Here is an 18726-nt window from a genome sequence, read left to right on the forward strand (position 1 = left end):
TAGAGGTATTCATGGAATCATATGATTTTGGGGCAGGAGACCGGAACCGGGATACTAGCAACCGATACAGCGGTCATGATCGTCCTCCGGCGGTCGTCTTCGTACAACCTCCAACCGGTCGCCGAGCCCATTGTTCGCACACACATCGCGTTCAACTGGACTAGCGGCGCGTAGTCGGTTTCCCCCGAGAGGGACAAACCAACTGTCGGGCGGTCTCGAGTCGTCGGACTGGGTTCGATGGAAGCGGTCTCATCCGAACTGCTCTCGTCTCGGCGTACGGATCGCCGAACGCAACTAACCATAGTATATCATATCATTCGGTGAAATAGTACTGTTATTTATGTATCGGGTCTCTGAGTGAGCGGCCGGTTTCGGTTGTGAGACACCGATCTCGACCCAGCCGTCGGTACGCGGACCGGCCCGCGATTCATGCCGCTCGAGGCGACGGCTCCCATCCCGCCGTCGACGGGGCGACCGATCGAACCACAATTGTTTCACCCAGTGGTACCACTGGCTAGTATATGGTCGAACGTCTCATCTGCTATCGATCACCCTCGACGACGGCCGCGGTCGACGACATCGCAGCCTGGCTGCGGGCGCGGCTCGACGCGACTGTGGCCGTCCGCGATCGGTTCCTCGATGTCCACCGCACGGACGACCTCGCCGAGCGGTTCGCCGAGGCGCGAGTTCCATCCCCCTACGAGCGCGAGACGGGCAACACGATGCTCGGTACGATCCGATACGAGGAGCGGGCGCTCGAGACTCCCGATCGCGAGGGCGGGGTTCTCTACGACGGCGTCGGGGTACAGCGCGCGCTCAACGCCGCGCTCCCCGCCGACGAGCGCGGACTCGAGACGCTGCACGTTGCGATTCTCGACCGCGCCATCGGGACGTGGGGCGACCACGACGGGCGCTGGCACAAGCGCGTGACCGTCCCCGGCCAACCGGCGCTGGTATCGGTTCCGGGGCTCTACGAGGCCCCCGCCAAGCCCGAGGCCTACTATAAGGAAAAACAGCGCCACGCCCTCCTCTCCGGCGACGCGCCGCCGCGGGAAGTCCTCGAGAACCAGGTCAACGGCGACTTTCTGGTCGCCGACGACCCGCGGACCACCGAGGCCCTGAAGGGGTACGTGCTGCAGGCGTTTCACTACCTCGAGACCGGCGAGGCGTTCTGCGACCGGGAGGACTGTCGGCTCTTCAACGCCCACCGGCAGCCGGAACTGATCGACGCCCAACTTCGTGACCCCGCGTTCTGTGCCGCCCACGCCGACCTGTACGATCGACCCTGAGTCGGTGCCGGGACGACGAACCGGTGCGTACTTTTGTGCGAGTCCGCGAGCGACAACACACAATGAGTACGGAGTTCACTCACGAGGTCCCCGTTCGCTTTCGGGACCTCGACCCGTTAGATCACGTCAACCACGCCGTCTACGCGAGCTATCTCGAGGCGGCCCGGACCGCTTACATCGAGGAGGTGCTGGGCGTGCCCGAGGCGGACATCGCCTTCGTGGTCGCGACGCTCGAACTCACCTACAAGCGACCGATCACGTACGACGACGAGCCGGTCGTGGCCCTCGCTGTCGCCGAACTCGGCGACTCGAGTTGTACCATGGAGTACGAGATTCGCGTCGACGGTGCGGTCGCCGCAACGGCCGAGACGACGATCGTCCACATCGATCACGAGACCGACGAACCGATGCCGATCCCGCCGGCCATCCGCCGACGGCTCCGCGAGTACAGCGACGCCGAAGCGCCCGCGTAATCGCCGCCGGTCGACATCGACCCCCGGCTCACGGCTGGGGATCGATCGATCGCTCCGGGAGTGTTCCGCCGGTAAGACGGACGACCCCGAATACGTGGGTCTCGTCGGCGACGGCAACCGCGCGCTCGCGGAGGCGAGCGTGTGCGGCACCGATCTTCTCGTCGAGCCGACGATGCGGCTCGCTCTCGTAGCGGAGTTGCGTCGTCGGCGGCGTCGAGAGGATGACGATCGCCCGGAAAACGGCGTTGACCGGCGGGGCGTACCACTCCCCGCTTCTGGCGGCGTTGGCGAGGACGACGGTCCCGTCGGCTCCGACGAGGTCACACCAGTCGTCGACCGCGCCCGCTGGCTCCGCGAGCATGCCGACGACGAACGTCGCGAGGACGGCGTCGACATCCCTGGCGGTCGTGTCCAGCACGCCGGCACCGTCACGCCCTCCACCGACCGGTGGCTGCGTCGCATCCCCCTGCAGGACGTGGACGTTGTCGTACGCCGCTGTCGCCGCACGCGCCCGCTCGAGTACGGGTCGCGTAACGTCGAGTCCGATCACGGTCCCCTCGGGCCCGACCCGCTCGCGGAGGACGGGGAGGTTCGCGCCCGTTCCGCAGCCCATCTCGACGACCGTATCGCCGGGCTCGAGGCGGCAGGCGGCGGCCGCCCGATCTCGGAGGCGGGCGATACCCGGCGTTCGTCGCGCGATCAGATCGTAGAGGCGTGCCCAGCGACCGTAGAACTCCCGTGCTGACTCCGTCATGCTTCGTTGTCGGGGGCCGTTCAGACGAGCGATCGAAGCGTGTCCGCGACCGACTCCGCGTCCGGGCCGAGGACGTAAATCAGCGGTTCGATTCCCATGCCGCCGGTCTGGTAGAGTACCGTCGCCTCGGGTTCGTCCTCGATCGCCGCGCCGACGCTCGAGGCGACATCGCCGGATTCGTCGAACTCGGCGGCGACGTGGCCCTGCTCGGTCAGGTCATCGACCAGGCCCGGCTCGTACGTGATGTTGATCGCCGCCGAGACGTCCGCACCGTGGCGGCGAGCGGCCAACAACACTCGCGCGACGTGCTCCGAGACGCCGAACTCGGGGTCCGCGGGGACCGTTGCGCGACCTTTCACGTCGAAGATCCGTCCGGGGACGCCCGCGACGTCGTCGACGTCCTCCGCGTCGGGCGTACAGGCAACCAGGTTCGAGCCGACGGCGGGGATCAGGCTCGTAAACCCGCTTGCGGTCTCGAGCATTCCCAGGCCTCGTCGCAGCGACGAGAGTACCCGCTCGCTGGTCCGAAGGTCGCTTTCGGGATCGTGGACGCGGAAACTCGCGCCGTGATCGGCGAGTTCCGGCACGGCCTCCTCGTGGAGTTGGGCGAGCAGGTCCCCGCCGGACTCGAGGTCGCGGATCAGGACCTCGATCTCGATGAGCGCTTGTACCGGCGAAATCTCGCCGGCCGCCAGTCCGGTGCCGAGTTCGTCGACGAGATCCAGCACCCGGTCGTCCGCGGCGATGCGGTCGTTGACCGTTACGTCGCCGTGGGCGTACTTCGAGACGGCGCTCTGGCTGATGCCGAGCACGTCGGCGACCTCGCTTTGCGTGAAGCCTCGCTCTCGGAGATCACCGGCGAGCAGCGAGCGGACGGTCGGAAGGAACTCGTCTACGACGATTTCTTCGACGAATTGCATTCGTTGCCCGACGGTACGGCGGGCGACGGGATAACTTGTGGGTCCCGCCTCGAGGGGACCAACGGCGGGACGGCCCGCTCTCTCGGGCGATCGTATCGAAACGGGCGCGACGCGATAGCGGCGCTATGCGACGCCTTAGACGGCGACGGGGACGATCATCGACGCGAACTCGTAGGCGAAGACGTGGTTGAGCAGGACGTAGGTGACGACGCCGAGGAAGAGGCTCAGAATCCACGCGCCGGCGGCGATACGGCCCACTCTGGCGTGTGGCGTCTCCCGGAGTTCCGCGGGCGTGTGACTCAGCCCGAGGATCAGGGCATAGAGGACGACCGGGACCGAAACGATCGAGAGGAGGATATGGATCGCCAGCATGACGAGATACGGGTAGTAGGCAATCTTGGGGCCGACGAACTCCTTGGTCCCGCCGCCGCCGACCTTGAGCAGGTAGACGACCAGAAAGCCGAGGATCAACACGAACCCGCTGACCATCGCCAGCCGGTGTTTCTCGACGTTGCCGGCGCGGATCCAGTACCAGCCGAGCAGCAAGACGACCGTCGCGGTCGTGTTGATGACTGCGATCACGTGAGACAGCAGATTGACCTGTGCGTTCGTCAGGTCGGGATAGATCGGAACGTCCAGCAGAAACGTCCCGAGCACCAGCGCGTACCCGACGATCGTCAGGAAGATCGTTGCGCCCACCGGTTGCTGCCGGAGTCGCCGTTTGGCGTCAGCGGTTGCCATTATCGGACGTTAGGAACACCGCCGTATCATGCTTGCTGTTCCGGGTGCGATCCGATAGAGCCCGCTCCGGAGCGCGATCGTACCTGGTCGATCCCCCGCTGAAGCGTTCGCTGCGGGCGAACCGGATCGCGGGCAGCCACGACCATCCGTCGAGGGGAACGTCAGTCGGCCGAGTCAGTCGGCTCGCCGAGCGTTACCCGTCCGTCCTGATCGACGGTTACATCGTAGCTACAGAAGGAAAACGAGACCGTCCCCCCGGGCCTGCTCGCACCGTTGGACCGGTCCGCGAAGAGCGCGTCCAGTGCCGCCGGATCGATGACAGCGTGGAGGGATTGGTAGTCCGGTGGCGAGATCGCCGCCGGCGAAACGCCTTCCGCTTCGGCGACCGCTTCGATCACTGCTTGGCTCGGTGCTCGTCGGGACGACGAGCCGACGCTACCGTCACCCTCCACCATCGTGTTTGCGTCTTCCGAAGCCGATTGAATAAAACTGTCCTTCCCGAGTTTCCGGAATTGCTCACGCGGACCGTATCCACGCCGCCGAGTAGCGGCACATCGCCCCGGCCGGCGGCCCCTAACTGATTCGAATCGCGGGTTTGCCGGGTCGGGCTTTGGCGGCCTGCGCGTCGTCGCCGGTGGCCCGTCGAACGGTGACGGCCGCATCGAACTCGTCGGTGACGAGCCAGGACGCGCGGTCGAGAACCGCCAGTTCGTGATCCGCGCTTCGTCCCTCCTCGCCGTCCTCGCCGTCGCGTCCGACGAGTTCGCCCGCGAACGCCGCGACGCGAGCGGGATCGGGGGCGGCGACCGACTCGTCCGCGAGAACCGCGTCGACGATCGAGTCGACGGGGTCGGACCCGTCGTCCCCGCTGGCGGTCCGGCCCGCCAACTCGGCGGCCCGGTACTTCCAGTCGGGTGCGAGGATCAGTTCGATCCGTTCGGGGTCGTCGATGTCGGCGATGCCGACGATATCTCGAACGTCCTCGAGCGTGCGATCGACCAGTCGGCGCTCGAGCCGATACCGCGAGGCGTCGCGGTTTGGCTCGGGCCAGTCGGCCTCGACGGCGAGCCCGTCCCCGCGGAGTTTGTTCCAGAGTTCTTCGCCGAGGTGGGGTGCCATCGGGGCGATCAGCGCGGCCAGGGTCAGCAGGCCGCGCCGGTAGACGTCACCGTGTGGGCGGTCGTACTCGCGATAGCGCCGGAGCAGACGTGCCAGCTCCCGGATCTCGGTCGCGGCACGGTGGAACCGGTACCGGTCGTACTCCGCCGTGACCGCGGCGATGGTTCGGTCGATCTCCCGAGCGACGTACTCGTCGTGGTCTCGTCGCTCGACGCGGGCATCGCCTTCCTCGACGAAGGCAGTCGCCATCCGGTAGAGGGTCTGCTGGAGATCGTAGGCTCCGCGGACGTTGTTGGCGGTCCACTCGAAGTCCTGTTCGGGATGCGCCGCCGAGAGGACGAACAGCCGCGTCGTCTCCGCGCCGTACTCCTCGGGGGTGACGACGTTGCCTTTCGAACTGGACATCTTCTCGCCGTCGTACAGCACCGTCCCCTGGCTCATGAGCTCGCGGATCGGCTCCCGCCGCTCGAGGAGATCGAGATCGGCCAGCGCCTTCGTGAAGAAGCGAGTGTACAGCAGATGCAGGCTGGCGTGCTCGTCGCCGCCGACGTAGAGATCGATCGGCAGCCAGTCGTTCGCGATGTCGGTCTCGAACGGCGCGTCCGTGAGAGTCGGCGAGAGGAAACGCAGGTAGTACCACGAGGAATCGACGAACGTGTCCATCGTGTCCGTTTCGCGCCGAGCGGGCCCGCCACAGTCCGGACAGGTCGTCTCGGTCCACTCCTCGGCCGCGTCCAGCGGGTTCCCCGTGGTCCGGACGAACTCCGGTAGCTCGATCGGGAGGGCCTCGTCCGACACCGGAACGCGTCCGCACTCGTCACAGTGGACCATCGGGATCGGCGTCCCCCAGTAGCGCTGGCGGGAGATCAGCCAGTCTCGAAGCCGGTAGGTGACATCGTCCGCGAGCGCGTCGTGGTCAGCGACGATCCGCTCGCCGGCCACCCCGCTCTCGAGGCCGTCGTACTCGCCGCTGTGCTCGAGGACGCCCGCGCCGGTGTACGGGTCGCCTTCGTCCGTTTCGGTCCCACTACCGCCGTTGTCGTCGGCGTCGGGAACGATCACGCGCTCGATCGGTAGGTCGTGCTCGCGTGCAAACGAGTGGTCGCGCTCGTTGTGCCCGGGAACGCCCATCACGGCACCAGTGCCGACGTCTTCGAGGACGTAACCGGCGACGTAGACCGGAAGTTCCGCGCCTGTCAGCGGGTGGACCGCGGTAGCGTCGGTCTCGACGCCGGCAAAACCGACCTGGTCGGGGGCCTGCTCGCGAACGGTCGCGATGTACTCGGCGACGGCGTCGTCGTCCTCGGCCAGCGCTCGAGCGAGGTCGTGACCCGGCGAGACGGCGAGATAGGTCGCGCCGTAGATCGTCTCCGGGCGGGTGCTGAATACGTCGACGGCTCGGTCGTCGTCACCGTCGCCGCTCCTGCCAGCGCCGCTGTAACCGGCCACGTCGAACGTGATCCGTGCCCCTTCCTGCCGCCCGATCCAGTTGCGCTGGATCTCGCGGACGCCCTCGGGCCACCCCTCGAGATCGTCGAGCCCTTCGTGGAGTTCTTCGGCGTAGTCGGTGATCGTAAAGAACCACTGATCGAGTTCCCGTCGCCCGACTGGGGTCTTACACCGCCAGCAGACGCGATCGCCGTGGCCGCTCGCCTGATCCGAGGACTCGCTGCGTTCGTCCTCGTGATCGACGACCTGCGCGTCGGCCAGTACCGTCTCGCAGTCGGGACACCAGTTGACCGTCGCCGCCTCGTACTCGACGAGCCCCGCCTCGTAGAGGCGCTTGAACAGCCACTGATTCCACCGGTAGTACTCGGGCTCACAGGTCGTAATCTCCCGTGACCAGTCGTAGCCAAAGCCCATCGTCTCGAGTTCCTCGCGCATGCGCCGGATACACGCCTGGGTCCAGGACTCGGGGTCGGTCCCGCGGTCGAACGCCGCGTTTTCGGCGGGGAGGCCGAACGCGTCCCACCCCATCGGGTGGAGGACGTCGTCGCCCCGCATGCGGCGATAGCGCGAGTAGGCGTCGGTGATCGCGTAGTTGCGGACGTGCCCCATGTGGAGCGTGCCCGACGTGTAGGGAAACATGCCGAGGACGTAGGTCGGGTCCGTGGCGTCGGCATCGAGCGCGTAGACGTCGTCGCGCTCCCAGACGTATTGCCAAAACTCCTGAACCTGTGCGTGATCGTAATGACTCGTCATTGTCGGCGGTGTCCGTTGTTCCCACTGGACGGGCCGGCTATATCATTGTTCGGCCGCCGCGGCGGCTTCGTCCCGCGTCGCGACCGACGCCGTTCCTCGAGCCCGAAGCGAGCCGATACGAACGGAACGGAGCGCGTATCAGCCGCCACCCGTCGGTTCGCTCCGCTGTGGGCTGAGCGTAACAAAGCGGGTGGGTCGTCTACGATCGAGCCGTCGAATGGCACGCCTTCCAAACGATATCCCATCGGCGTTTGCGCTGCTGGTTCCCATCGCGGCCGTCCTGCTCACGTTCGGCGTCCTGACGGTCGTCGTCGCCCCGGATCTGCGGGCGGACGAGACGAATTCGTCCGCCGCTGCAGCGGAGCGCGACGACGCGTCGGCCGCCGAGTCAACCGCACCGACCGACGACCGCGACGACGCGGTTGTCCCCGAAACCGAGCCCGACTCGAGCCCGGACGGGGACGACAGCAGTGCGACGGAACCGCCAGCCGACCCGGTGCCGTCGACCGATTCCGACCCGTCGACCGACGACTCCGACGGAGACGACACTACAGCGGACGATGCCGCCCGAGCATCGTCGGACGGCCCCGCCGAACCGGCCGAACCAGCCGACTCGGACGACACCGCTGCTCCTGCTGAACCAACCGAACCGGACAGCTTGGACGAATCAGTTGCTCCGGATGCCCCCTCCGATCCGGACGACCCCGCTGCTCCGGACGACCCAATCGAAGCGGACGCTTCCGACGACGCGGACGACGACTTCGGCGGCGATTTCGAGCGAGCGCTCGAGGACGCCGGGCTGGTCGACGATGCGGACGATTCGGCGGCGAGCGACCGCGACTCGTCAGCAGCCGACGAGCGAGGGCCATCGACCGGGATCGAACGAGGACCGCTGGAGGACCCACGACGCCCGTCAGACCCTGTTGCTCCGTTCGGCGACTGACGGTACCGTTCCCCCGCTCGGGGATCGCCGGCCGCTCCCGGAGCCGTCGATAGCCGTGACAGTTCTCGAGTGCGACACCTGGGGACTGCCTTCTACGAGGCCATCGTAGAAGGGCGCATGGCGACGACCGCACTCGTGACCGGCTGTTCGTCGGGCATCGGCTATGAAACGGCGCGCGCACTGCTCGCGGCGGGGTGGCGGGTTTATGCGACCGCCCGTGATCGCGATCGGGACGGCCTCGAGCGACTGGCCGACCGCGGGGCCGACATCGTGGCCCTGGATCTGACCGCTCCCGACGATATCGACCGCGTCGTCGAGCGCGTCCGCGACGAGGCCGGCGGCGTCGAGTGCCTCGTCAACAACGCCGGCTACGGGCAGTTCGGCCCGGTCGAAGACGTACCCACGAGGCTGCTCGAGCGCCAGTTTGCCGTTCACTGTTTCGGGCCGCACCGACTGATTCGGGCGGTGCTTCCGGGGATGCGCGAACGCGGCAGTGGTCGTATTATCACCGTCACCAGCGCCGCGGATCGGCTCGCGCTCGCCGGGATCGGTGCCTATACCGCCTCGAAGTGGGCGATGGCGAGTCTGAGCGACGCGCTGCGACAGGAGCTGACCGGCTCCGGGATCGACGTCGTCGTCGTGCAACCGGGCGTCGTACGGACGCCGTTCTACGACCGCGCCGTGACGGCGGTCGACGACGCGGCCGCGACCGCCCGACCAGCCTCGAGCCCTATCGACGGCGCGGCGGCGATGGAGCCGGACCGGCACGGGTCGAGCAGGAACATGACCGTCGTCAGCCCCGCGGGGCACGCCGATCTCTACCGCATCCTCCGGCGGCTCCGCGCTGTCGAAGGCGGCGGTCCGTTCATCAACGATCCCGACCGGGTCGCCGCGACGATTCGGGAGGCCGCGACCGTTCCGAACCCCGACACGCACTATCGCGTCGGTCCTGTCCCCGTACTCGGATCGCTATACGGCACGCTCGTTCCGGGCGCGGTACGGGATCGGCTCACCGCGCTCGGGATTCGACTGGCCGCGAGCGAGCCCGTTCTCGACCTGCTCGAGCGGCGCGCAGCGGACGCACCGCCCGAACGATACCCCTGATCGCGGCGAACAGCGACGAAAAAGCCGCCTCCGGGTCGTTATCGCGTCCCGGCGGCCGTTCCGCGAGGGACGCCGCGACCGGCGGCATAGGCGATATACGCCGACAGCGCCGCGGCGATGAGTCCCGAGACGATGTTGCTCCAGGCCAGGCCCGCACTGGCGACCTCGAGACCGCTGATCGCGAACTGCCCGCCGATCGCGAAGTGGGAGACGACCATCCACAGCGCGAGCAGGGCGACGAGCGACATCACGCCGGTACTGGTCGGGTGGGCGGTGATGATCCGGTAGTAGTTGTATCCTGCCAGCAGGAAGATCGCGCCCCCGACCAGCAGGTTGTTCCACAGCATGGACTGCGCCGGGCCATAGACGAACGGTGACGCGGCCAGCCACAGGCCGATCAGCGAGACGAAGCCGCTCAGCCACTTCTGGCTGTCCGGCTCGCCCTGGTCGCGGGTGTGCGATTCGCCGGCCGCCGGGTCGTTTGTCGTGGATTCGCTCATGGCACTCTCAACCGGGATTCCCACAGGAACACTCAAAAAGCGCGCCGACCGTTCACGCTCCACTCTCGAAATCCGTCCGGAGATCACGTGTTCGGCGATCGGTCAACGAGCCGTGAGAGCGGCCAAAACAGCCGTTACGACTCGCCAATCGGCGACTTGCGCTCCCCCGACGGACTGGGTAATACTGTATTACCGGCCGCTCGATTGCACAGCCGAGTTCTAGTGACGGTATCGCCCCACAGTCCGCCGTCGAAGACGGTTTTCGGTAGTGAAACGGTTTTATCGTCCGTATAGTGAACCCCGGAACCGGGGAAGAGTCGTGTAATGAATTCACTCGGACGTGACCGATCGAACTCCCGGGCGACTGGACGCTGTCGGCAGGTGATTCGCCAGCACCCCTCGGCACGGGGCCCGGCCCGAGACTCGTCGGACGCGGCAGCCACACCAGCAGCGTCCGGGACCGAACGTATCGCGACCGGCACCCGCTCGAGCGCTGGCCGACCGAAAGCGGACGTGTCCGATGGAGAGCGGAACGCGTCGGTCGCGGACGACGGGACGACGCGCACGTAACAACCGATCACGACTCACAATTCTTCACGTATGCGTCGCAATGTCCAACGACAGCGAACGGAGACCAGATCGATTCGGAGCAGCGTCCAGATTTTGCTCACCGTCAGTGGGATCGTGTTCCTGCTGGCCGGGTTAGTACTCGCTGCGAGCGGTGCGTCCGTCAGTAGCGCCGTCGGATCGGTCACTGACCGATTCGACGACTCGGATCAGCCGGCCGACGACGGCATCGAGCCGTCGGATGACAGCGCTGCGGACGCCGGCAGCGGGAACGAAACCGACGAGACCAGCGGCGAGAACGACGAAAGCGGGGATGGGACCGTTACTGACGGCGAAGGCGACAACGGTGACAGCGACGAGAGCACCGCTGACGGTGGGGAGAGCACCGACAGCGATGACGGCGAGACGGACGGGGATCGCAGCGACGGCGATACCGATGGCAACGAGACGGACGGTGATAGCGACGGAGGCAGTGGCGACGGCGATGATGGACCGCACACGGTGACCGTGACCGTGGAAGATCGGGACGGGAACGCGATCGCCGGGGCCAACGTCAGCCACAATGGGACTGTCGGCAATGGACAAACGACCGACGGCAACGGCGAGGTTGCCTGGGAGGTCGAGAACGGAACCTACGCCGTATCCGCGAACGCGGACGGGTACCTGTCCGCGGAAGACAGCGTCGACATCGACGGCGGCAACGCGTCGCTCACGCTGACGCTCGAGGAGGAACGCGACGGGTCGGGAACTGACGACTCGAGCGACGACGGGAGCACGGTGACGTTCGTCGTGGAAGACGGGAACGGCGAACCGCTCGACAACGCGACCGTTGCGCTTGAGCGGGAATCGCCGAGTCTGCAGGGGAACGAGCGGAAGACCGTCGATCGGAACGGTGAGGTCGACTTCGAGCGCGAGGACGACGAGTACACGTTTACCGTGATCGTAGACGGGACCGAGTCGGACGAGCGGACCGTCGATGTCGATGGTGACACGAGACGGCGCGTGACAGCGACGACTGACCGCTAGGGACGGGTCGGTCGCGGTTCGCTGCTCGTTGTCGCGGTTCGGAACGCCGGTCGTCCCGTCGGCATCACCGACCGCCTTGAGCGCCGAGTGACGCCGGCCCGTTTCCGTGCCGACGGCACCGCCGCCTCGAGCCCTGGTTCGTCAGCCCATTACTGTCCTCTCGGCGAGCGCGTTCGCTGAACGGCGATCGCCGGATCGACCGTGCGGGCGTCGCCACCGAGCGCGCGGCTCCGCCCCGTGGGATCGCCCGGCGTTGACTGTCCGGCCGCGGTCGCAACCACGACACTCCCGCCCCCGCGAAGCGGGATACCGCTGATCTCTCGAGCGGTGTGGTATCGTGTACTCGCTGTACGAGTGGGGGCCTCGGTTCGGAAGAGCAACGGCAGCGCTCGGGGTTCGGCCGTCACGGTCGCCCACGGTACCGGTTCGAGAATCGGCGTTCTTCGTTCGAACTGACGCGTCAAAAAGGCGTTATCCGGCGGGCGGGACGGTCATTCGACCGTGACGCTCTTCGCGAGGTTGCGCGGTTTGTCGATCGGGCGCTCGAGTTGCGTCGCGGCGTGATAGGAGAGCAACTGGAACTGGACGTTCGCGAGCAAGCCCGCCCAGACGGGATGGGTGTCGGGAACCGGCAGGTGCGCGTCGGCGACGTGGCGATACCGGCCGTCTACGGCGAAGAAGAGTCAGCATCACTTACTCCCGATACGTCCCGAAGGTATCGCTGCTGTTGCTGCGCGACTTCCTGTGGCGGTTGCGAGCCAAGTTCCTCGTGCTGGACTTCCACCCGCTGGCGCTCATGTACTGCGTCGGCACGGGACTGGCAGCGACCGGCATCCTCGCCGTCGTCGTGATGCTGTTTGCGACGCTCTCGACGCTCGGGCGGTCGAGACAGGGGTCGACGATTCTACGCTTGCCCGTCGCCGGCGTCGCGTTCCTGCTGTTCGCGATGGTCTTCGATATGGCAGAAAGCGAAGCCATTAAAAAGCAAGTACAGTAGTTGCATCGATTACTCCGCCGGCCTGCGTCCGGTGATCGACGCGGAGACGATGTACTCGTCCAAATCGCGGTCATCACCCCACTCGCGAAGGAACTCCTGTGTCTCGTCTTCGGGTTCGATTCGAACGTCCTCGAATCCCGCTTCGGTGAGTTGCGATTCCAGTTCCGTGACCGGCGACGCGCCACCGATACACTCAGCGACCGAGTCGAGATCTGCACGTAAGTTCACGGGAAGTTGATCGCCCAGAACGATGTCCGAAATCGCGAGTCGTCCACCGGGACGAAGTACTCGATAGGCCTCATCAAAGACCTGTTGCTTGTTGGGCGAGAGATTGAGCACGCAATTGGAGATGATAACGTCAACGGTCTCGTCTCCCACGGGAAGATGTTCTATTTCACCGAGCCGAAATTCTACGTTCTCGGCATCACTGTCCGCGATATTCCCTCGAGCCGTTTCGATCATCGCCGGTGTCATGTCGACGCCGATCACGGTGCCGTCGTCGCCGACCTCGTTTGAGGCGAGGAAACAATCGAACCCACCGCCGGAACCGAGATCGAGGACGGTTTGACCCGAGTCCAGATTCGCGATCGCGGTCGGATTCCCGCATCCGAGGCCGAGATTCGCTTCCGTCGGAGCCGACGCTATGTCATCGGCGTTGTACCCCACTTCTGCCGCCCATTCTTCCGAGGACTTGTCGTTCGTGCAATAACCGGTCAGTGACGATTCGTCCGCTTCAGCGTTCGGCCGGTCTTCTGTCCCGGCACAGCAATCGGTCGTCGTCTCCGACCCACAATCTTCCTCGTCGGCCGCAACTTCGGTGTACCGATCACGGACTGTCTCGTGTTGTTCATTAGCAGTGACGGTCGACTCGTCTTCTGATGCGGTGTTTTCGGACATTGGTAATCTCTGTAAGTTGTGCTATATTCGATCCGAGGCCAGCACTCGATCACAGTAGTGATTCGTTTTCATCGTAATTATCCATATCAGGCGATAACGAGGTTGAATATCGTTCCGACGGCGATACCGATCACGACGACAGTTCCGCCGTACACGAGCAACAGTCGTCGTTTGAACAGCTTGTTCAGGAGTATCAGGTTCGGGATACTTACGCCGGCACCGCCGATGACGAACGCGAGAACGGTTCCGACGGCGATCCCCTGTTCGCTCAACGAGGCCGCGATGGGGAGCATTCCGCTGAGGCTGACGTAGACGGGTGCACCGGCGAGTGCGGCCAGTGGCACGGCCAGCGGATTCTCGGAACCGAGTACCGTCTGTAGCGTGGCAGCGGGAACGGCCCCGTGAATCAGCGCGCCGATTACCATTCCGACAATAAGGTAGGGGAGCGTATCCACGAAGAACGTCCACGCCTCGCGTGAGGCCGTTTTGAGGTGTTGTACGTGGGTTGATTCGGCGTTCGCCGTCCGTCCGGCACAGCAATCAACGGAGCCACCGTCCGCTGCGACGGTCCGATCGTCGTCCACGATACGAACGTCTTTCACCTGATCACTGAGCCCTAACCGGCCGATGACAACGCCACCGACGACGGCCGCACTGAACGTCATGACGATGTACCAGACGGTCACTTCGACGCCGAACAGGCCGACGAGCAGGACTACGGCGATCCAGTTGACGAGCGGCGACGCGAGCAGGAACGAAAAGGCGAGTCCGAGCGGTGCACCCGCCTGAAGTAGTCCCGCCAGGACGGGAACGGTCGAACACGAACAGAACGGCGTCACCGATCCCAGTCCGGCTGCGGCGATATTGCCGGCGCCGTCGTCGTGACCACGGAGCGTTCGTTCGACTCGCTCCGGAGGAAGGTACTCCTGTGCGAGACCGACGAGAAACGATGCACCGATGAACAGTGGAACGAGCAGTACTGCGAGGTGCACGAAGTACTCGCCCGAATCGATCGCTGCATCGACGATGTTCGGTGGAATCATCGCACAGTACCTCGGTCAGTCGTCCTCCCGAATCGCGTCCGCGAGGTCGAGCAGTTCGAATACCGCGGTGTCGGCGATCCGGTAGTAGTTCCACTTCCCTTTTCGTCGTGACTTCACCAGTCCCGCGTCCCTCAATTTGCGGAGATGAGTCGCGACCGTCGACTGCGGCGCGTCCAGAACGACCTGCAACTCACAGCCACAGCACTCGGACTCGCGCAAGGCCTCGAGAACGCGAAGCCGGTTCTCGTTTCCGAGAGCCTTAAAGACGGCCTCGCGATCGGTGACATCCCGTTCGGACGATCGGACATCCTGCAAGTCGGCGATGCGTTCCTCCGGATCGTCGTACAACCGCTCGAGGGCGTCGTAGACGTCGTCAGGGGGCGTGTTTGATTCGGACATCAGTTCACGTATTTGCGTCGTTTATTCGCAGCAGTTTTCCGATTCGGAGCCGTCAGTTTCGGATTGGGATTCCACGATATTACTTCCGCAACAATCGGAGTCACTATCCGGGTTATAGCGGTCAGCAAGCCGATTCCAGATCCTATTAAGGGTGTTCTTTGCCATCTCTGTCATATTGTACAATCGCGATCTATTTGAAGCTAGGGGTTGCCGAAATCGATCTCGTCACACCGACGAAATTCGCTGTGATGTGTCGGTCAGCCGCCGGTTAGGAACGCCTATGCTTCGACTGGTTGCGTTTTGACTGAGACACACCACCAAATACGTCTCCGGTAGTAATCGATGTTCCGTGAAGTGACCTCGTGGATCTCGCTTTTGGTTTGAGATCGGACCGTTTGTCGACTGCTCGCCTCCCTTAGGGCGAGATCAACACGGCTTCCGACTTCACGATTTCTAGCGCGAGTCCGGAGACGAGCAGCGACAGGCCGGCGACGAACAGCAGGCTTTGGAACCAACTTCGCGTTCGCCGCCATCGTCCTCGAGCGACACCCGTATCGTGGCCGCCCGCGAGCCGATCGGATTGGGGGCCAGCGACAGCACCTCGAACGGCTCTGCCGGGTCCAGTGCGCCGACGAGCAGCACGAACGTGACGACGATCACGAACCCGGCGGGCGGGACGACTGCGAGCGCGAGCCACGGGTTCGAGATCGCCGTCGAGAGGGCGACGATGGGAACGGCCGCGAGAACGGTCGTCAGAACTGCGCGACCGAGCCGGGCGTCCGCGAGCGGATCGAACCCGACGAGTCGAGCGCTCCAGCAGTGGCAGACGAACATCGATCCGTATCCGATGCTGGTCTCGACGGCCGCACCTCGCATCCCGTAGCGAGGTTGAGTCCCAGATTGAGCAGCGCCGCGCCGCCGGTGGCCGCGACCGGGTATCGAAGCGTTCCCTCCCCCTGCGAGATCGCGAGAATCGGTCGCGCGAGGGCGAAGCCGAGCGCGCCGGGGAGCAACAGCAACAGGGGCGTGATCGCCGGCTCGGCCTCGGCACCGAAGTAGATGGGAACGGCGACGTCCGGCCACGTCGTACAGTCGGCGACACGTTCGTTGCCGACCCCCGTTCGACTCACCGTCGCGACCGACGGAGAGCGCGCGTGCGGCCGTGATCTCCGTCCCGCCCGATCCGTCGATACCGCTTGGACCAACCATAGCGGCCAAATCTGATAGTGAACTGATTATTATGAGGTTGTTAGAACGGGCACAGCGGTGGTTTCGCCCTGTTCGCACAGTGGCCGCGCGGCCCTCGAGACAGCGTTCGGTACAGCCCGCCGGTTGCGGCACCCGTCACGCCGACGTGGTCGGTGGCGAAGCGCGGACGACCGTACTCACCGACCCGTCTCGCGCGAGCGGCCAGCCGTCGAACCACGACCCGACTTCTCACCGCCCCTCGATCGGTTCGGGTCCGATACCGATGTCGCCCACTCGTTGGTAGACAGGAGACTCGAGGCAGTAACCGACGGGACGCGGGACGAGGCCTGTTCACGTCGTCGGGGCCCGGCGCTGTTCGGGATTCGGTAGGCGTGTGGCACTCATTCGCGCCTCGAGACGTGAGAACCAGCGAGGCGAGTAGTCGAATGCACGGACACTCGGGCCGCCAGTGGACTGTGGCCGGGGACGCGACGATCGAATGGGACCGTCTCGTCGAGAACAAACTGTCGCTTCTGGCGACTGCAGTCCCGGTTGGAGTCGACCCGCGAAGACTCGAATCCACTGGACGATTCGCTCCACACGTCCGTTCGTCGCAGAATAGTCCCGGGCGGATTCGAACCGCGAGGACTCGAATCCTCTCGTCCTCTGGGCTCGACCCGCCGAAGACATTTCGCGCTCACGGAGTTGTTCGCGCGAAAATAGTCCCGGGCGGATTCGAACCGCCGTCATGGGCTGTCTTCCGTGACGGAACGAACCGAACACGTCCAAAGGCCCATATGATTGGCCACTACACCACGGGACTGCTTACTTCATCTACCGGATAGACTGCCACCGCACAATAGTGTTACTTTTCGTCGTGAGGTGGTGGTGTGTTTCCGATCACCGATGTCAGCCGCGACTCGGACCGAAAACGCTACTCGTCGCGCAGTTCGAAGCGGCGCGTTCCGTCGTGGACACGCGTTACAGGTAGCCTTCCTCGGCCAGCCGTTCGATACCCTCCTCGAGTCGCGCCTCGCTCGCGGCGTACGAGATTCGCGCGTAGCCGGGGGTCCCGAACGCGCTGCCGGGGACCGTCGCGACGTGGGCGTCCTCGATCGCGCCCTCGCACCACGCCTGATCGTCCTCGGCTACCGGCAACATCATATAGAACGCACCCTCCGGGACGGCGACATCGACATCGTGTTCGGCGAGTAGATCGACGACGAGGTCCCGGCGCTCTTCGAAGGCCGTGACCATCTCCGTGACGGCGGCTTCGGTTTCGAGGGCCTCGAGACCGGCGTGTTGGACGAAGTTGACGGCCGAGGAGACGGAGTGGCTGTGGAGTTTGCCGGCCTGATCGATCAGCTCCTCGGGGCCGGCGAAATAGCCGAGCCGCCAGCCGGTCATCGAGTAGGCCTTCGAGAAGCCGTTGACCGTGACGGTGCGGTCGGCCATCCCCTCGAGCGTGCCCAGGCTCGTCGGCTCGACGCCGTAGGTGATCTCCTTGTAGATTTCGTCGGAGATGACGGTGAGGTCGTGCTCGACGGCGAGATCGCGGACGCCCTCGAGCGCGGCATCGGAGTAGACCGCCCCGGTGGGGTTCGACGGCGAGTTGACGACCAGCAGTTCGGTCTCGTCGGAGACCGCGGCCGCGAGCTCGTCGAGCGCGGGCTCGAGCTGGAAATCGGTCTCGGAGAGGTCGACGCGGGTCAGATCGCCGCCGGCCATCTTGACCATCGCCTCGTAGGAGACCCATGCGGGGTCCAGCAGGACGACTTCGTCGCCGTCCTCGACGAGCGCCTGGACGACCTCGTAGAGGGCCTGCTTCGCGCCGGGCGTGACGATGATCTCGTCCGAGTCGTGCTCGAGGCCGTCGTCGGCCAGTTTGTCGGCGATCGCTTCGCGCAACTCGAGGATGCCGGCGGAGGTGGTGTAGCCGGTGTGGCCGGCGTCCATCGCGTCCTTGCCGGCCGCGACGATGTTCTCCGGGGTCGGGAAGTCGGGTTCGCCGACGCTTAAGTCGACGATGTCTGCGCCCTCGGCCTCGAGTTCGGTGGCGAGCGCGGAGATCGCAAGCGTTGCGGACGGTTCGACTCGGCTGACGCGGTCGGTGAATTCCATCGTCATTGGTGGGAATCTACGGCGGAACTGGGGTCGGGTAGTTCGTCGACGAGATCGAGCGCACCGTCGACGGCGTTCGCGGCGTTCTCGACGCGCTCGCGGGCTTCGGCGGCGGACATGCCGGGGCCGGTCACGCCGAGGGTGACCGGCGTGTCGCGCTCGAGACTCACATCGGAGAGTCGCTGTGCGGTGGCGTCGGTGATCACCTGATCGTGATCCGTGTCACCGGTGATGACGGTGCCGATGACGACGACGGCATCGACGTCGTCGAGGCGGGCGAGCCGATCGGCGGCCAGCGGCGCGTCGTACGCCCCCGGCACGTGGACCGTCTCGTGCACCTCGGCACCCGCGGCGGTAGCCGCCTCGAACGCCTCCTGCTCCATCTGCTCGGTGATCGGTCGGTTGAATTCCGCGACCACCAGTCCGAGCGTGGTCATAGGCGA

The 18726-nt window shown here is 65.4% G+C and carries 17 protein-coding genes, 1 tRNA gene and 2 pseudogenes; 6 read left to right on the plus strand and 14 right to left on the minus strand.

Annotated features, from left to right (window positions below; all coding sequences use genetic code 11):
- Positions 1-521 precede the first annotated feature (521 nt).
- Complete coding sequence (locus C487_RS08840; RefSeq protein WP_006185396.1) at positions 522-1289, plus strand: DUF7001 family protein; 768 nt, start codon at positions 522-524, stop codon at positions 1287-1289.
- 62 nt (positions 1290-1351) lie between these two features.
- Complete coding sequence (locus C487_RS08845; protein ID WP_006185397.1) at positions 1352-1762, plus strand: acyl-CoA thioesterase; 411 nt, start codon at positions 1352-1354, stop codon at positions 1760-1762.
- 28 nt (positions 1763-1790) lie between these two features.
- Here the strand turns inward: C487_RS08845 and C487_RS08850 are convergent, their stop codons facing one another.
- From C487_RS08850 to leuS, 5 genes are all read right to left on the minus strand, one after another.
- The gene (locus C487_RS08850; protein WP_006185398.1) at positions 1791-2516 is read right to left on the minus strand and encodes a class I SAM-dependent methyltransferase; all 726 of its coding nucleotides are present in this window, start codon (positions 2514-2516) and stop codon (positions 1791-1793) included.
- 20 nt (positions 2517-2536) lie between these two features.
- The gene (locus C487_RS08855) at positions 2537-3436 is read right to left on the minus strand and encodes a thiamine-phosphate synthase family protein (RefSeq protein ID WP_006185399.1); all 900 of its coding nucleotides are present in this window, start codon (positions 3434-3436) and stop codon (positions 2537-2539) included.
- Between the two features lie 135 nt (positions 3437-3571).
- On the minus strand, positions 3572-4177 hold the full coding sequence (locus tag C487_RS08860; protein WP_006185400.1) for a DUF420 domain-containing protein: 606 nt from the start codon (positions 4175-4177) through the stop codon (positions 3572-3574).
- Positions 4178-4338: 161 nt separating this feature from the next.
- On the minus strand, positions 4339-4632 hold the full coding sequence (locus C487_RS08865) for a HalOD1 output domain-containing protein (RefSeq protein WP_006185401.1): 294 nt from the start codon (positions 4630-4632) through the stop codon (positions 4339-4341).
- Between the two features lie 118 nt (positions 4633-4750).
- Positions 4751-7498 (minus strand): leucine--tRNA ligase, encoded by a 2748-nt coding sequence (gene leuS / locus C487_RS08870; RefSeq protein ID WP_006185402.1) that lies wholly within the window; start codon positions 7496-7498, stop codon positions 4751-4753.
- A gap of 217 nt (positions 7499-7715) precedes the next feature.
- On the opposite strand from leuS, the gene C487_RS08875 reads away from it, so the two are divergent.
- Both C487_RS08875 and C487_RS08880 read left to right on the plus strand, forming a co-directional pair.
- Complete coding sequence (locus C487_RS08875) at positions 7716-8441, plus strand: hypothetical protein (RefSeq protein ID WP_006185403.1); 726 nt, start codon at positions 7716-7718, stop codon at positions 8439-8441.
- Positions 8442-8558: 117 nt separating this feature from the next.
- Entirely contained in the window at positions 8559-9545 is a 987-nt protein-coding gene (locus tag C487_RS08880) for an SDR family oxidoreductase (protein WP_006185404.1), read from the plus strand.
- Positions 9546-9583: 38 nt separating this feature from the next.
- Here C487_RS08880 and C487_RS08885 read toward each other — a convergent pair whose 3' ends face one another.
- Positions 9584-10045: an SPW repeat protein gene (locus C487_RS08885; protein ID WP_006185405.1), complete on the minus strand. Its 462-nt coding sequence runs from the start codon at positions 10043-10045 to the stop codon at positions 9584-9586.
- Positions 10046-10645: 600 nt separating this feature from the next.
- On the opposite strand from C487_RS08885, the gene C487_RS08895 reads away from it, so the two are divergent.
- A complete protein-coding gene (locus C487_RS08895; RefSeq protein ID WP_006185407.1) occupies positions 10646-11638 on the plus strand; it encodes a carboxypeptidase regulatory-like domain-containing protein in 993 nt (330 codons plus the stop codon).
- 149 nt (positions 11639-11787) lie between these two features.
- Here the strand turns inward: C487_RS08895 and C487_RS08900 are convergent, their stop codons facing one another.
- Positions 11788-12045, minus strand: coding sequence for a hypothetical protein (locus C487_RS08900; RefSeq protein ID WP_152422487.1), 258 nt, complete (start codon positions 12043-12045; stop codon positions 11788-11790).
- A gap of 228 nt (positions 12046-12273) precedes the next feature.
- Here C487_RS08900 and C487_RS08905 point away from each other — a divergent pair.
- Positions 12274-12635: pseudogene (locus tag C487_RS08905) on the plus strand (glycosyltransferase family 2 protein); the annotation flags it as partial.
- A gap of 9 nt (positions 12636-12644) precedes the next feature.
- On the opposite strand, the gene arsM reads toward C487_RS08905, so the two are convergent.
- The 7 genes and pseudogenes from arsM to ribH form a co-directional block, all read right to left on the minus strand.
- Positions 12645-13532 (minus strand): arsenite methyltransferase, encoded by an 888-nt coding sequence (gene arsM / locus C487_RS08910; protein WP_006185412.1) that lies wholly within the window; start codon positions 13530-13532, stop codon positions 12645-12647.
- Between the two features lie 86 nt (positions 13533-13618).
- Complete coding sequence (locus C487_RS08915; protein ID WP_006185413.1) at positions 13619-14575, minus strand: permease; 957 nt, start codon at positions 14573-14575, stop codon at positions 13619-13621.
- A 15-nt stretch (positions 14576-14590) separates the two neighbouring features.
- A complete protein-coding gene (locus C487_RS08920; RefSeq protein ID WP_006185414.1) occupies positions 14591-14974 on the minus strand; it encodes an ArsR/SmtB family transcription factor in 384 nt (127 codons plus the stop codon).
- Between the two features lie 415 nt (positions 14975-15389).
- Positions 15390-16050: pseudogene (locus C487_RS08925) on the minus strand (flippase); the annotation flags it as partial.
- An 832-nt stretch (positions 16051-16882) separates the two neighbouring features.
- Positions 16883-16985: transfer RNA gene (locus C487_RS08930), tRNA-Gln, on the minus strand.
- A gap of 158 nt (positions 16986-17143) precedes the next feature.
- A complete protein-coding gene (locus C487_RS08935; RefSeq protein WP_006185415.1) occupies positions 17144-18289 on the minus strand; it encodes a pyridoxal phosphate-dependent aminotransferase in 1146 nt (381 codons plus the stop codon).
- A complete protein-coding gene (gene ribH / locus C487_RS08940; RefSeq protein WP_006185416.1) occupies positions 18286-18720 on the minus strand; it encodes a 6,7-dimethyl-8-ribityllumazine synthase in 435 nt (144 codons plus the stop codon). The genes C487_RS08935 and ribH overlap by 4 nt, the downstream gene beginning before the upstream one ends.
- Positions 18721-18726 lie beyond the last annotated feature (6 nt).

It is taken from the genome of Natrinema pallidum DSM 3751, assembly GCF_000337615.1.
Taxonomy (GTDB): Archaea; Halobacteriota; Halobacteria; order Halobacteriales; family Natrialbaceae; genus Natrinema; species Natrinema pallidum.

Excerpts from the sequence above, each read along its gene's own strand:
- C487_RS08880 (WP_006185404.1), top strand. The coding sequence starts at position 8,559 with ATGGCGACGACCGCACTCGTGACCGGCTGTTCGTCGGGCATCGGCTAT.
- C487_RS08850 (WP_006185398.1), bottom strand. The coding sequence starts at position 2,516 with ATGACGGAGTCAGCACGGGAGTTCTACGGTCGCTGGGCACGCCTCTAC.
- C487_RS08855 (WP_006185399.1), bottom strand. The coding sequence starts at position 3,436 with ATGCAATTCGTCGAAGAAATCGTCGTAGACGAGTTCCTTCCGACCGTC.
- C487_RS08875 (WP_006185403.1), top strand. The coding sequence starts at position 7,716 with ATGGCACGCCTTCCAAACGATATCCCATCGGCGTTTGCGCTGCTGGTT.
- C487_RS08860 (WP_006185400.1), bottom strand. The coding sequence starts at position 4,177 with ATGGCAACCGCTGACGCCAAACGGCGACTCCGGCAGCAACCGGTGGGC.
- ribH (WP_006185416.1), bottom strand. The coding sequence starts at position 18,720 with ATGACCACGCTCGGACTGGTGGTCGCGGAATTCAACCGACCGATCACC.
- C487_RS08845 (WP_006185397.1), top strand. The coding sequence starts at position 1,352 with ATGAGTACGGAGTTCACTCACGAGGTCCCCGTTCGCTTTCGGGACCTC.
- C487_RS08865 (WP_006185401.1), bottom strand. The coding sequence starts at position 4,632 with ATGGTGGAGGGTGACGGTAGCGTCGGCTCGTCGTCCCGACGAGCACCG.
- C487_RS08840 (WP_006185396.1), top strand. The coding sequence starts at position 522 with ATGGTCGAACGTCTCATCTGCTATCGATCACCCTCGACGACGGCCGCG.
- C487_RS08920 (WP_006185414.1), bottom strand. The coding sequence starts at position 14,974 with ATGTCCGAATCAAACACGCCCCCTGACGACGTCTACGACGCCCTCGAG.
- arsM (WP_006185412.1), bottom strand. The coding sequence starts at position 13,532 with ATGTCCGAAAACACCGCATCAGAAGACGAGTCGACCGTCACTGCTAAT.
- C487_RS08895 (WP_006185407.1), top strand. The coding sequence starts at position 10,646 with ATGCGTCGCAATGTCCAACGACAGCGAACGGAGACCAGATCGATTCGG.
- C487_RS08915 (WP_006185413.1), bottom strand. The coding sequence starts at position 14,575 with ATGATTCCACCGAACATCGTCGATGCAGCGATCGATTCGGGCGAGTAC.
- leuS (WP_006185402.1), bottom strand. The coding sequence starts at position 7,498 with ATGACGAGTCATTACGATCACGCACAGGTTCAGGAGTTTTGGCAATAC.
- C487_RS08885 (WP_006185405.1), bottom strand. The coding sequence starts at position 10,045 with ATGAGCGAATCCACGACAAACGACCCGGCGGCCGGCGAATCGCACACC.
- C487_RS08935 (WP_006185415.1), bottom strand. The coding sequence starts at position 18,289 with ATGACGATGGAATTCACCGACCGCGTCAGCCGAGTCGAACCGTCCGCA.